Source organism: Acaryochloris sp. IP29b_bin.148 (assembly GCF_028285565.1).
Taxonomy (GTDB): Bacteria; Cyanobacteriota; Cyanobacteriia; order Thermosynechococcales; family Thermosynechococcaceae; genus Acaryochloris.
Window position 1 is genome coordinate 23513 of sequence record NZ_JANQOY010000043.1, and the last position, 13513, is coordinate 37025.

The 13513-nt window shown below is 44.8% G+C and carries 14 protein-coding genes; 7 read left to right on the forward strand and 7 right to left on the reverse strand.

Annotated features, from left to right (window positions below; all coding sequences use genetic code 11):
• Positions 1-31: 31 nt before the first annotated feature.
• On the forward strand, positions 32-514 hold the full coding sequence (locus Q0986_RS04590; protein ID WP_366918515.1) for a SufE family protein: 483 nt from the start codon (positions 32-34) through the stop codon (positions 512-514).
• Positions 507-1604: a GTP-binding protein gene (locus Q0986_RS04595; protein WP_299404748.1), complete on the forward strand. Its 1098-nt coding sequence runs from the start codon at positions 507-509 to the stop codon at positions 1602-1604. Before Q0986_RS04590 ends, Q0986_RS04595 begins: the two co-directional genes overlap by 8 nt.
• 94 nt (positions 1605-1698) lie before the next feature.
• Here Q0986_RS04595 and Q0986_RS04600 read toward each other — a convergent pair whose 3' ends face one another.
• On the reverse strand, positions 1699-2217 hold the full coding sequence (locus tag Q0986_RS04600) for a GNAT family N-acetyltransferase (RefSeq protein WP_299404751.1): 519 nt from the start codon (positions 2215-2217) through the stop codon (positions 1699-1701).
• Between the two features lie 1020 nt (positions 2218-3237).
• Between Q0986_RS04600 and Q0986_RS04605 the strand changes: the two genes are divergently transcribed.
• Positions 3238-6228 (forward strand): ELWxxDGT repeat protein, encoded by a 2991-nt coding sequence (locus Q0986_RS04605; RefSeq protein WP_299404755.1) that lies wholly within the window; start codon positions 3238-3240, stop codon positions 6226-6228.
• A 353-nt stretch (positions 6229-6581) separates the two neighbouring features.
• On the opposite strand, the gene Q0986_RS04610 is transcribed toward Q0986_RS04605, so the two are convergent.
• Positions 6582-7199: a cation transporter gene (locus tag Q0986_RS04610; RefSeq protein ID WP_299404759.1), complete on the reverse strand. Its 618-nt coding sequence runs from the start codon at positions 7197-7199 to the stop codon at positions 6582-6584.
• Positions 7200-7284: 85 nt separating this feature from the next.
• Complete coding sequence (locus Q0986_RS04615) at positions 7285-7650, reverse strand: metalloregulator ArsR/SmtB family transcription factor (protein ID WP_299404764.1); 366 nt, start codon at positions 7648-7650, stop codon at positions 7285-7287.
• Between the two features lie 270 nt (positions 7651-7920).
• Between Q0986_RS04615 and Q0986_RS04620 the strand changes: the two genes are divergently transcribed.
• The 3 genes from Q0986_RS04620 to Q0986_RS04630 all read left to right on the forward strand — a co-directional run bounded on the left by Q0986_RS04620 (position 7921) and on the right by Q0986_RS04630 (position 9949).
• Positions 7921-8412 carry a DUF29 domain-containing protein gene (locus Q0986_RS04620; RefSeq protein WP_299404768.1) on the forward strand — a complete coding sequence of 164 codons (492 nt, stop codon included), beginning with the start codon at positions 7921-7923 and terminating at the stop codon, positions 8410-8412.
• 302 nt (positions 8413-8714) lie between these two features.
• On the forward strand, positions 8715-9392 hold the full coding sequence (locus tag Q0986_RS04625) for a hypothetical protein (protein WP_299404772.1): 678 nt from the start codon (positions 8715-8717) through the stop codon (positions 9390-9392).
• Positions 9393-9550: 158 nt separating this feature from the next.
• Complete coding sequence (locus Q0986_RS04630; protein ID WP_299404776.1) at positions 9551-9949, forward strand: hypothetical protein; 399 nt, start codon at positions 9551-9553, stop codon at positions 9947-9949.
• Positions 9950-10072: 123 nt separating this feature from the next.
• Here Q0986_RS04630 and Q0986_RS04635 read toward each other — a convergent pair whose 3' ends face one another.
• The 3 genes from Q0986_RS04635 to Q0986_RS04645 all read right to left on the reverse strand — a co-directional run bounded on the left by Q0986_RS04635 (position 10073) and on the right by Q0986_RS04645 (position 12072).
• On the reverse strand, positions 10073-10882 hold the full coding sequence (locus Q0986_RS04635) for a DUF2063 domain-containing protein (protein ID WP_299404780.1): 810 nt from the start codon (positions 10880-10882) through the stop codon (positions 10073-10075).
• Positions 10858-11688, reverse strand: a complete 831-nt coding sequence (locus tag Q0986_RS04640; RefSeq protein WP_299404783.1) for a DUF692 domain-containing protein — start codon at positions 11686-11688, stop codon at positions 10858-10860. The genes Q0986_RS04635 and Q0986_RS04640 overlap by 25 nt, the downstream gene beginning before the upstream one ends.
• Before the next feature lie 69 nt (positions 11689-11757).
• Positions 11758-12072, reverse strand: coding sequence for a DUF2282 domain-containing protein (locus tag Q0986_RS04645; protein WP_299404787.1), 315 nt, complete (start codon positions 12070-12072; stop codon positions 11758-11760).
• Positions 12073-12496: 424 nt separating this feature from the next.
• Here Q0986_RS04645 and Q0986_RS04650 point away from each other — a divergent pair, with 424 nt between their 5' ends.
• Complete coding sequence (locus tag Q0986_RS04650; protein WP_299404791.1) at positions 12497-13009, forward strand: hypothetical protein; 513 nt, start codon at positions 12497-12499, stop codon at positions 13007-13009.
• Positions 13010-13081: 72 nt separating this feature from the next.
• Here Q0986_RS04650 and Q0986_RS04655 read toward each other — a convergent pair whose 3' ends face one another.
• On the reverse strand, positions 13082-13342 hold the full coding sequence (locus Q0986_RS04655) for a hypothetical protein (protein WP_299404794.1): 261 nt from the start codon (positions 13340-13342) through the stop codon (positions 13082-13084).
• Positions 13343-13513 lie beyond the last annotated feature (171 nt).

The window sequence follows — 13513 nt, forward strand, 5'->3', positions numbered from 1 at the left end:
GGTTGATATCGCACTTTCCCGGTCCTCCATCATGTCTGTTGATCCGTCTCTCCCCCCTGCCCTCGCCAAAATCGTGAAGCGCTTCCAATCTATTACGGATACCAAGCGCCGGTATGAGTACTTACTGTGGTTTGCTAAGCAACTCCCGCCCTTTCCAGAGGCGGATAAGCAGCCTGACAATAAAGTTGTGGGCTGTGTGTCTCAGGTGTATGTCACGGCAACTTTAGAGAATGGCCTAGTTCATTTCCAAGGTGACTCGGACGCCCAAATGACCAAAGGGTTAGTGGGGTTACTGATTAAAGGCTTGGATGGGTTACCCCCAGAACAAATCGCTCGGGTCACGCCTGATTTCATCCAGCAAACAGGATTGAATGTGAGCTTAACGCCGTCTCGGGCGAATGGGTTTTATAACATCTTCACTACCCTGCAGCGGCTCGCCCTGACCCTATCCACTGCATCACCTTCACCTTCAGACTCTTTCCCCACTCAGCCCTTGGAGGATACCGTTGACTAATTTATCTGCAAGCGTCCAAACATCCCAATCCCTCGACATCAAGCTGCCCAAAAAAGGCATGCCCGTGACGATTATCACGGGGTTTCTAGGGAGTGGCAAAACCACGCTCCTTAACCATATTCTCAATACCTGCCAAGACCTGAAGGTGGCTGTACTGGTCAATGAATTTGGTGATATTGATATTGACAGTCAGTTGCTGACCACCATTGACGAAAATATGGTTCAACTGACCAATGGCTGCATCTGCTGCACGATCAATGACGACCTGGTGGAGGCAGTCTATTCCGTCCTAGAACGAGAGGACAAAATTGATCATGTCGTTATTGAAACCACGGGGGTGGCGGATCCGCTACCGATTATTCTCACCTTTGTCAGTTCTCAACTGAAAGACGTCACGATGTTAGATTCCATTATTACCTTGGTGGATTCAGAAACCTTTACCCCGGAATGTTTTCAGAGTGAGGCGGCCCTGAATCAAATCACCTTTGGCGATATTGTCGTTCTCAACAAAACCGACCTGACCACCGATCAGAAGGTGGAGGAACTAGAGGAGTGGATTCGCGATCGCAAATGGGGGGCAAGGCTATTGCGATCGCAACAGGGCCAAGTCCCGCTACCCCTGATTCTGGATACCGCTCTCTTTGATCCAAAGGCTTATGAAGCGGAAGCCAAAGCCTTTGCAGAGCAGGGGGCTGATCATGACCATCACCATCATCACGATCATGATCATGACCACCACCATCATGGAGACCATGACCACCATGGCGATCACGATCATCATCACCATCATTCGGATCATCTCACCGTCGACGGCTTCTCATCGATGGTCTTTGAAAGTGATCGGCCCTTTATCCTGGAAAAAATGCAGGCTTTCGTCACCGATCAGCTACCCGAAGAAGTCTTTCGAGCCAAGGGTTTTATGTGGTTTGAGAAAAATACATCCCGCTATATTTTTCAGCTCAGTGGCAAGCGCTATACGATGGATGCCGATCAGTGGCCTGATGCCCCAAAAAATCAGTTGGTCTTTATTGGCCGCAATATTGACACTACACAGCTCAAACAACTGCTAACGGATTGTTTAGCCCCTTAACACACTCTGATAGTAACTTTGTCTTGAACCTGCCGCTCTTCAAGATAGCGGATCGCCTGGGGACCTACGCTCAAGGAATAACGCTGATCGATCATCACAAAATCCGCTCCATCAGAACGCTCGGTATGCTGTGACCCAAGACCAGCGGAACGTCGAGTTGCCGCACTGATCTAAACCCTAAAGCAGCATAGAACTCTTCTGCATTCAAACTTGAGTAACATTCAAGCCGTTTGATGCCTACCGCTCGCGCAGCCTGTTCGCAAACCGTATAAATCGATCGACCAACGGACTGCCCCACCCAGGCGGGATGAGTGGCGAAATGGCGAATATGGCCCAGTTCGACTTCAATTTTCCGAGTACCCGGTCGCTCCCGTGTCCAGCCGCCACAGCCGATCACACCCTTGCGCTGGGTTTCCGCAAGATAGAATGTTCCTGATGCCAGTAAGGTTGGGTTGGCCTGGGTGATGAGTGGGAGTACTGCTGACAGCACAGTGGGAGAATATGCTGAACGCATCAAGACAGGATATGACACCTTTAGCAAAGTCGTGACGGATGGTTGATCTGCTGCGACAGTAGGCCGAACAGTAAATTTTTCTGACGTATCAGGGCTCATTTTTCTCCATCCTCCGAGATCATCATTCGGCATTCGAGAAAGTTTCAGAAACTGAAAATGACTTGAGTTGCAGGGGCAGAGCTTTCTAAATTGATCTCTCATATCTCAGACAACCCAGCGAATCAAATCCTGAAAGCATAGCTACAGCAACTGCTAACGGATTGTTTGGCCCCTTAAGCCCTATTATTTCAGGCTAAACTCTCGTTGTTCTCAGCAAGTGTATCTAGCGGTCGATGTATTTTATTCTCAATTCTGGTGCTTACACTTGCGCAGGGGAGGATTGAGTGTGAATTGTTGCTAGTTCTTGGTCTCGTTGATGGACTGCTGTGACGCATTGTTGTAATACCTGAGCCAAAGTTCCTGATTCATCATCGCGATCGCAAATCTCATCTAAATCCAGGACATAGAGGTCAAAGAGGGAAAAGCTGGAACCTGGGTGACTGTATCTCTTGAGTCAACTGCATCAACGCTATACCCAAAGAGTCAAAAGGTTCATCTATGTTTTCCATCATTTTTATAGATGAGATCAGATGGCGATAGCTTTCTTGTATCACTTTAGATAACAGAACTTTAAAACGATGATATTGCATTAAAGGCATGTCTGATCGCTAGATGACAGAATGACAAAGCCTCAAGATTAAAGATACTCTTCCAAAGAAATTAAATCATAAGAATAGTTTTATCAAAAACTTTTTATATTCTTTGTCTATGCAAAATATTTTTAAATTCTAGCCAGGATAAAATTAGAGTTCTAGTACTATAAATTTTGACAAGAAAAAATCTTTGTAAAAACTTACGAAGTATATTTGATAAATTGATGCTTGAATAGGGTAAATTTTTGAACGATAAGAGTTTATATGCTTTTATGGTGAAGACTTTTAAATCTGTAATTAAACTCATAAATTTTCTTTCTCGATTTTATTTAAATAAAAATATATTTTTTGTTTAACTAGAGAGTAGTAAACCCCTCTATTCTAAGTAATTCAGTATTCTATTGTATGAATATAAGGAAAAATTAAGATGCAAACTATAATTACACAAGATTTATCTATATATGATGAGGTATCACTAACTGCTGAGGTTGCAGCATCCATCATTGCACCCACTATCTTATTTATTGATCCAACTATTGATGATGTTGATACCCTGATTAATGGAGTGCAACCTAATGTCAGGGTTATCACATTAGATCCTCATGAGAATGGCATTCAACAAATTACTCAAACACTCCAACATCATCAGGAAGTTGAGGCTATCCATATTGTGGCTCATGGTCAACCTGGCTGTTTGTCACTTGGAAATGTAGAGCTCACTTTAGACAATATCAATAGTTATACTTCAGCTCTAAAAAGTTGGATGCAACTATCTAAATCTCCGCCTCTTTTGCTGTATAGCTGTAACTTGGCAGCTGGAGATATTGGCAATGAGTTTCAAAAGAGATTACACCGAATAACGAATTTACCTATCGCTGCTTCCCAGACAAAGATAGGAAGTAGTGCATTGGGTGGTAATTGGCAACTTGAGGAAAAGTTGGGAGCGCATCCTCAATTATCTCATCAGGTTTTTACGAGAAAGGCAAAAGCGTCCTATGCCGGTATTCTTGCCAGTACCCAATTGGTTAAAGATATTAACCCTAGAGGTGATACTTTCCGCTATGGCGATGCCGACCCTTCTCCAGCTGACTTAATAGAAGTGAATGGTAAGCTATTTTTCACAGTAGATGATGGTAATACGGGTCGAGAGTTATGGGTAAGTGATGGCACTGAACCTGGTACTCAGCGGGTTAAAGATATTAACCCTAGACGTGATTCTAATAGAATTTTCTATGACTTTGAGAACCCTAATCCTGCTAGTTTTATAGAAGTGGATGGTAAGCTATTTTTCACGGCTATTGATGGTGATACAGGTCGAGAGTTATGGGTGAGTGATGGTACTACAACTGGTACTCTGCAAGTTAAAGATATTAACCCTAGGAGTGATACTTACCGCTATGGCGATGACGACCCTTCTCCAGCTGATTTAATAGAAGTAGATGGCAAGCTGTTTTTCACAGTAGATGATGGTATTAGAGGTCGAGAGTTATGGGTAAGTGATGGTACTGAACCTGGTACTCAACTCGTCAAGGATATTAACCCTAGGATTGGTAGTTATCCATCGAGTGGAATTGAAGTGGATGGTAAGCTATTTTTCACGGCAGATGATTTTGGTGCGATAGGTCGAGAGTTATGGGTGAGCGATGGTACTGAAGCTGGTACTCAACTCGTCAAAGATATTAATCCTACTCGCGATAGTTTTTCTTTTCCAACCGACTTTATAGAAGTGGATGGCAAACTATTTTTCACAGCGAATGATGGTATTAGAGGTCTAGAGCTATGGGTAAGTGATGGCACTGAAGCTGGTACTCAACTCGTCAAAGATATTAATCCGACTGGAAGTGATGATTTTCCTTTTCCAACTGACTTTATAGAAGTGGATGGCAAGCTGTTTTTTATAGCGGATGATGGTATTAGAGGTCGAGAATTATGGGTAAGTGATGGTACTGAAGCTGGTACTCAACTCGTCAAAGATATTAATCCTAGAAGTGGTGATTTCCCTTTTCCAACTGACTTTATAGAAGTGGATGGCAAGCTGTTTTTTACAGCGGATGATGGTACTACAGGTCTAGAGCTATGGGTGAGTGATGGCACTGAAGCTGGTACTCAACTCGTCAAAGATATTAATCCTAAACGGAGAAACTCCGCTGCTCTCCAGAACTTTACAGATGTAGATGGCAAGCTATTTTTTACAGCGAATGATGGTATTAGAGGTCTAGAGCTATGGGTGAGTGATGGCACTGAAGCTGGTACTCAACTCGTCAAAGATATTAATCCTAAGCGCGATCGTTCCTCTTCTCCAACAAACTTGATAGAAGTGGATGGCAAGCTATTTTTTACAGCTGATGATGGTACTACAGGTCGAGAGCTATGGGTAAGTGATGGTACTGAAGCTGGTACTCAACTGTTTAAAGATATCAACTTAGGTGCTAAGGCTTCATCACCCAATGACATTACAATCATCGGAAATAATCTATTTTTCAATGCAAATGATGGCATCAATGGCCGTGAACTCTGGATGGCCTCTGTTCCTGACAATATTATTGTTGGAGATGAGGATAACAATGTTCTTAATGGCACTGTTGATAACGATTTTCTAAGTGGCTTAGAGGGCAATGATGTTATTCGTGGCAGGCGCGGTGATGATCAAGTTAAAGGTGATGAGGGAAACGATGTTCTATTTGGAGATCAGGGGAATGATGCCATTGAAGGAGGAGCTGGCAATGATCAGATCTTTGGTGACAGGGGCGCTGACAGTCTAGAGGGTGGTGCTGGGGATGACATTGTCAACGCCGGTGCTGGCAATGACATTGTGACGGTTCGAGACTTCAGTGGTATTGATACCTTTGACGGTGGAGGTGGAAATGACCTCATTCGATTCGATCCAACGGATGGCCGGGACTTAACGATTTTTCTTGACCGAGGACAGGTTGGAGACCGTGCGAGAGGAGGACAAATCTTTGAAAATTTTGAACAGATCGTCACTGGACGCGGTAATGACCGTCTATTAGGGAATGGCCAATCCAATACTTTGGATGGTGGGAGTGGCAATGATGAACTTCGAGGTGAAGCAGGCCAAGATGATCTCACGGGAGGGCTTGGTGGAGACACGCTGATTGGGGGGCAAGGAGCCGATGTTCTGAACGGTGGCACAGGAGATGATGTGTTGATTGGTGATGGCGGTGCTGATACCTTTCAATTTGACCAGGATCTGCTGGATGGTCGGTCAGATACTAATACTATTCAGGACTTTCAGGCTAGAGATATTTTAGATTTTGCAGGTTATATAGATGCTGGAGGCTCCATTGAGGCAACCAGGGTTACATCTGAATTCCTACGCATTGATCTGAGTAGCGAGGATATCTTGAATATCTTTGGCAGTTCACGTGCCCTCGATATAGCTGAAACTCAACTTTAGGCTATTCCTTAACGAAGATCTTGCACCAAAAGTTATGGATATGAGAAAAGGGGGAGAGTGATTAAAACCAATTGCAAAAATCTAGGGAGTTGGAAGTCTTACTCTACTTAAATTTCCCAATTTTTATCACTCTCATTCCCAACAGGCTGAGTTCATACATTCATTAACGCCAATAAAGTGGGAGTAATCCAAGTCTTAACCTGAATTGATTTAGTTTTGCTATGAGAACTCAATATTTTCTGTGTTGGGAACTACAGGCACCTGGATTTATGTTCATCAAAGCTGAAATAAGTGGTATCGCTGATTTTAACCTAAAAAATAATGGTCAATCTGCAAGCGAAGGGCTATTTAAATTAGGCTTGTTGCATCTGTCGCCAAGATTGGGACAATACTTTTGCAGCTGACTGGGTAAAAACAACCGTTAGCAGCATACCCACCGCTAAATCCGGCAGGATAGACCGTGTCAGGGAGACTAATCCTGCTGCTGCCAATACAGAGGTATTGGCAATAATGTCGTTGCGAGAACATAACCACACCGAAGACATATTCAGGTTATCTTGCCGATGTCGGGTGAGGAGCAAGAGACAAAACAAATTTGCGAGTAAAGCAATAATGCCCACTAGGCCCATGGTGGAGGCTTCTGGACTCGCACCTACAAACAGTTGATAGCTGGCCCTGGCAAAAACGGCAATCGCCAATAGGAACATAATCAGACCCTTAAGAAAAGCGGCTCCTGCCTGGGCTTTAATGCTTTTGTTCAGGACATACAGACTACTGGCATACACCAATGCATCCCCAAGCATATCCAACGAGTCTCCCGTAAGAGAGAGAGATTCTGCCCGAATCCCCGCTCCAAATTCAACGAAAAACATCAGGAGGTTGATCAGCAGAACGGCCCAAAGCACTTTTGCCTGTTGCTTTCTCAGCTTTGACAATTCCTTGGCTTTGGCTTGGCAGCAATGATCGCTCATAGCGACTCTCCACATTCAAACATTCAAAGCAGTATTAGAATGTTACTGTACCCAAATCAAACATTCAAGCCAACATTAGAATGACTTATTCGACCAATTGATTCAGGGCATGGTGAAGAATTTCCGCAACGCGCTGATCCTTGAGAGAGTAGTACGCTAATTTGCCATCATTTCGATACTTGAGAATTTGGAGATCCCGTAGCTTTCGCAGATGATGGGACGCCGTGGCAATCTTCATCCCCAGCAAAGACGCCACATCACAAACACAAAGTTCGGTTCCTTCACTTAGGGCATACAAAATCTTTAATCGGGACCGATCGGCTAACGCACTGAACAGCACTTGAGCCTCCAATAGCAGATCTTCTCCTGGCAGTGCTTCATTCGCTTGGGTGACCAAGTCTTGGTTAAAACAACGGACTTGGCAAATATCTGTGGGCTTAGTCTGAGTCACAAATTTGAAGGGGTTACGCCTTACCTGCCCTTAGATTTTAACGGCCAACTGTTGAGGCTTTGTACCAAATACTTCTATCTAAAAAGATGAAATCGCAGATACCTCTATCCAGGGCACATTCAGGTTTCAGTTCAGGTACCATCGCTGAGGAACGGGTTAGGAGATAAACCAGTCTAATCAAAGGTCTAGATTTTTGTGATCCAGAACTACTCGTCAATGAAATGGTTCGATGTGTCAGATTAGTGAGGTAGCCAAAGTTTTGGTGACGATATGACCAGCACCCAACTGCCTAGCTCTGCAAAATCTGGTGAGCGCGATCATCGATCTAACGAATCTCTCTATGAAACTGATTTCGTTGAATGGATCGATAAAACGGCTGAACTACTGAAGCAAGGTAAATTTAGTGAGCTAGATCTTGAGAATTTGATTGAAGAGGTTGAGAGCTTGGGACGCCATGAAAAGAATGCATTGAGAAGTAATCTCCGTGTTCTTTTAATGCATCTACTCAAGTGGCAGTACCAACCCAGTAAACGGAGTAATAGCTGGCGCGGGACTATCATTGAACATCGGATTCGCATACAGGACACCCTAGAAGACAGTCCCAGCCTTAAGAACTTCTATCCACAGATTTTGGATAAGACATACCAACAGGCTCGTAACAAAGCAGCAGAAGAAACAGGACTGCCTCTAGAAACCTTTCCTGTAGAGTCTCCCTATACGTCAGAACAGATGCTGGATGCTGAGTTTCTACCAGAAGCGTAACAACTGCATTCTTAAGCATCCAAAAATTGGTCTTCTGAATACTGTGAACTGTGGGCTAATACCCTCAGAGCCGAAGTTATCTGACTTGTGCTTGATAATGTCCTTATCCCAGATTTATCCGGTTCTTGGCGGATAATACCCCTTCTACCGAAGTTATAAGCCGTTATCCATATAATAAATAGTTATACGGCAAATCACTTTGGACAAACTGAGAACTAAATTGTGGCATTTCATCTGTTTTATGTCGCAACAATCAGTAAGTAGTTCCAAGCGTTTAGGGATATCAGACTTCTTAGATTGCATTGGCAACTAATGAGTGGTCAATATTTACAGTTGAAGCATCATTCGAAAAAGTTATCGAGAAATTGGTTGATCTACAAACAATTCAGAGATGGCGATCGCTAAAACTGAGTCTCATAAAAATCGATGCAGAGAAGCGAACATCATATCCTAGTGGCCAAGTTGGTGATTGCATTCCAGTTGTTGAAGCATATCAATGGACATGCATTCCTTGGACACCTTGCTGGTATGAAGAGAATATTGCAGGATTCTTGCGAATTCTCAATCCAAGAGATAATAGTCGCAAAACAGTTCCCAAAACCATATCTGAGGAGCTTCAAGCCAGAGTTATAACGTTCTTTGCAGAAGATACTGATGGTCTTATTGGTTATGAAATTTTCAACTCTGGGGAATCAGTCGAGCATTTTGTTTACACTCCTAGCGGTCGTCTCTTTTGGCAGTCGCAGCTTCGTAAAACACCGAACGATGATTTCAACTCGAAGAAAAATGATTGGGAAGATTATGCCGAAGCTTCACCACGTCAACTAAGCTTGGCGGAGCAATTCGTGGACAATAGATTTCATGAGTTGGAGATTTATATCCCTGATTGCTATTCTGTTCGCTCAAAAGACGATGTTTGGATAGGAGGAAATAGTTCTTTAGATATTATTAGACGAACGGCTGTTCTTCAGCAGTTATAGTGATGTCAAGCAGTATAAAAACTGCAATGCACCGGAACGTCGAAGGATAATACTGTTCACGAGCAAAAATAGATAAATCCGGTGATTGCGAACGTTAAAACTCAAATTTCCTAGAGTTGTTCATGTGCTTCAGTTAGTCAACTTCAAATTTGAAATCTATGTCTCGTGAGCTAGCAGTTATCCTCAAAACTGGTGGATCTTGTAACTTGCCTCCAGAAATGGATTTCAAGGATGAAGGGTTGATTTTTGGTGTCAGTTTACTTGCAGCAAATATGCTTCTAGAAGATGTCGCTGAGGACATCGGAGTTACACCACTCAGTGCATTTATGAAAGAGGAGTCTTATGAAGACGAAGAATCAGACGATGCTCCTGTTTGGTACGACCCAAAGCAGGGACTTGAGACTGTAGCAAAACTCTTGTCCTATTTGCTTGCACATCCAGAAGTTGATAAAAGCCCTGAAGGAGTGTATTGGGTTTTGTGGGATTTACGGGCACTGGAATTGATTCTCCGAGATGCCGTGAACGAAAATGATCGTTTTTATTTTGCAGAGTGGTAGAGAATTTTTTGGTTAAGGCCACAGTATGTTTATCTTGGCTAACAGAGCAGTGCAAGGGACTCTCGAAACACACGGTCATGATAGCTTTTTTCTATTTTTACTCGTGCCCCTGACTGTAAGCCTTTAAGGCGATTCGTCTCTGCTGAGAGTGAATCCTGTCACCCATCCTCTCTGCACCCAGAGAGGTAGCAAAGCGGTGACGTCAATATCTGCGTTGTGCTCAAGCTGAACACAAATCTCTCCAAACGGGGCACCAGAGTCAAACGCCTGTAGGAGCTGCCACTCAGCAGCATTGGGCAAGTCAATCCGGGTTTCACACTGGTCTCGCCAGAGGAACAGATTCACTTCGCCTTCATTTAGATCGATGGTCTCGGTACTAGCGGCATCGGCCTGATTCACTTGCCAAATTCGGTGAACCGGATAGGGGGAGGTCATTAACACAGCATTGTCAGGAAGCTGGAGCACCAGTTCGGGCCAACGCTCAGGCGGCACTTGCCCCAAAGCCGTCAAATCTAAACCCGGTTGGTCTGCACTGTTAAAGATGCGGTGCCAATGCCACTCTAAACGGGCCACATCCGGCAGGTAAGGTAACGAGGCCGCCGGTTCAAACTGGGCGATAAAGGCCGGGAGCTGTTCCCCATAATCCCCGAGGTCAGGAGATTGGGATGGATGACGACGGATATATTGCCGAGCCATGGCGGTAAAAAACTGGACACCCACTAACCGACAACAGACCGGATAAATATCTTCGAGGGCGCGGCTCAATTTACCGACGACGCTGCCTTGGTAAGCCGATAAACCTCGTTCAAAGGAGAGGTGTTCGGTACTGCGCATTTGGGGTTGGAGCTGCTGGATGCTGTCGGCGTCTTTGGTTGAGATCGCACCATAAAACAACCGCTGTAACTCTCTTAGTTCTGGAGGTGGTGTTGACATAGATAAGTGTCGGCTTGCTGGGCTTCGGCCATCAAAACATCAAAGCTGGGAATATCTGTATCCCATTCAATCAGCGTCGGCACCGGACCAAACCGCTGCAGGGCTTGCTGATAAAGCGTCCAAACCCTAGGCTGGACCGGATAACCATGGGTATCAAATAAAAACTGGTCCTGCTCTTCATAACCCGCCAGATGGATCTCTTTAATCCGATCGACAGGCAGCACGTCTAAATAGTCCAAGGGGTCAAAGCCATGATTGGTGGCATTGACGTAAACATTGTTGATATCCAAAAGCAGATAACAATCGGCCTCATCTAAGAGGGCGGCCAAGAACTGCCATTCGGTCAAGCTATTGTGGCGAAACTGAAGATAGGGCGATAGGTTTTCAATCAGAATTCGGCGACCGAGAAAGTCCTGCACCTGCAAAATCCGATCGGCAACGTAATGGAGGACTGATTCCGTATAGGGCAACGGCGCTAAGTCATTGAAGTAATGGCCGTTGACGGACACCCAGGCCAGATGATCGGAAACGTGAACTGGCTCAATCCGATCGGCAAGCTGTTTGAGCTGAGTCAGGTAGTCCATATTCAGCGGATCTGCTGACCCCAGAGACAAACTAACACCGTGCAGGGTGATCGGATACTGGGCTCGAATTTGTTCCAGGTGATACAGGGGCAAACCACCCCCCAAATAGTTGTCAGAGAGGGCTTCTAGCCAGGGGATGGTCGGTTGATGGGTGAGGATATGGGTGTAATGTTGCGATCGCAACCCAATCCCAGCACCCTGAATCGTTGTCATTGCAACCATAAATACTCCAAAACGTAAGAATGCCTGCTGTGAACAAGCAGGCATTCGAACCTTGCTGAGTGAAGCGTTTTAGCCTTTCTCCTTTTCTTCTTCAACCGCTTCAGCAGGAGGTGCAGCCTCTTTCAAGGTTGATCCAACAATTTTTTCGCAGGTACCAGCAGGGACATAGATCCACTCTTCTGGATCGTTATCAACGGTGGCTTTACCAGAACAGTCATGCTTGCTGGTGCCACAGTCATTAAGGCCAGCCTTGACGATACCCGCACATTTTTCATAACCGGGCTTCCCGGCAACTGCATCATCCGATTGAGTTGCCACTAGGCCGAGGGCCAGCACACCGGATAAAGCGGTGGTAACAGCAACGGCTTTAGTCGTCGTTTTCATAATGGAGAATTCCTTTTAGGAGTTTGCATTCGTTGAGTAGCGTAAGCTGGCGCTTGGCTATTGCTCATATTAAAAATACGAATGAATCCTGCCTTTGGATGTAGATTTCTCGATTTTGTTGTCGTTTGCACCCAGATTCATTACCTAAAGAGCGTTTGGAGCATTGCGATTTTCTCCAACCGACCTGCCTCCAGAGGAAGAGCTAAGTCCTGCGGACGACCTAAAGGTACGCTAACGGCCATCGCAACTCCACTGCCCGGAACGACGGCAGTTTAGAGAATATCGCTGCACTTTCTTCTCGATTACACCGCAAATTAAATATAAATTTTTTCTTAAATCTTATAAAATTGGCACAGTTCATATTCTTAAAGTCTAGCTAAAAAATCAGCACAGACTTTAATTTTTTATTTATTTGGAGATAAAAGTGAAGAAACAAGCATTAACTCTTGCATTAGCTAGTGTTCTTATCCCTGCAAGCGCTTACGCTTCCGATATCACCACTGAAGAAGTCGAAGCAGCACAAGCCGCGTGGGGTAATGGCATTGTAGAAATCGGCAAAGCTGAAGACCCTAAACAAGCAGCGATTGCCCATATTGATAAGTTTTACGGGTTTGAGATGGGTTCCGTTTTGTTCAAACCCACCTTAGCGTCTGAGGATCAATTCCGAGGGACCAAGCAAGAAGCCTTATCCTATTTCATTGGTCAAGATTTGAAAGAAGACAAGGGGTTTGCCCTTGCACCTTACACGAAAGTTCGTTGGGAAAACGAAGGCATCATCGTTGACGATGACTCAGCTGTAGCAATGGGTAATTACTACTTCACCAAAACCGATGGCGAAGAAGTCAAAGTGGAGTTTACTCTTGGTTACGTTAAAGATGAAGACGGCAATTTAAAGATTAATCTGCATCATTCATCCCTACCCTATAGCGCTAACTAATCTAGCTCAGCCCTTATGAAGCATAACGCTCCTTGGCTAGTGCAAACCAAGGGGCGTTATAAACTATGGACCCTAACCATGAGATTTATAAAGAGCATCAACATCTTCCTTACTAATCTCATGGACAGCCTGATGGAGCTTATATTGCTGAGGGGGCTGGGTCATGATCGCAATCACTGTTTCTATGGGTGGGCAACCCGGCTCATGACAGGCCAACTGACTAATGGACACCGGGATATCCGCAGGAACCGCAAAGCCTTCAGACACCCAGGCCTTGAGTCGTTCAATCTGTTCTGGATCCGCTTTAGGCGTGGACGTTTTAAACAAATCCATTGACAATGCTCCCTACGAAACAACTAGCGAAATCCCTGACCTCGTGCACTTTGGGTCCAAAGCTGCCATTCTCCTTGCTGGCCCCCTAAGGCTAGGGTCTGACCATCTGGACTCCAAGCCAGCGCTGAACCACTGATACTTTTTTGCGCTTGGACTAGCTTGGCCCCACCT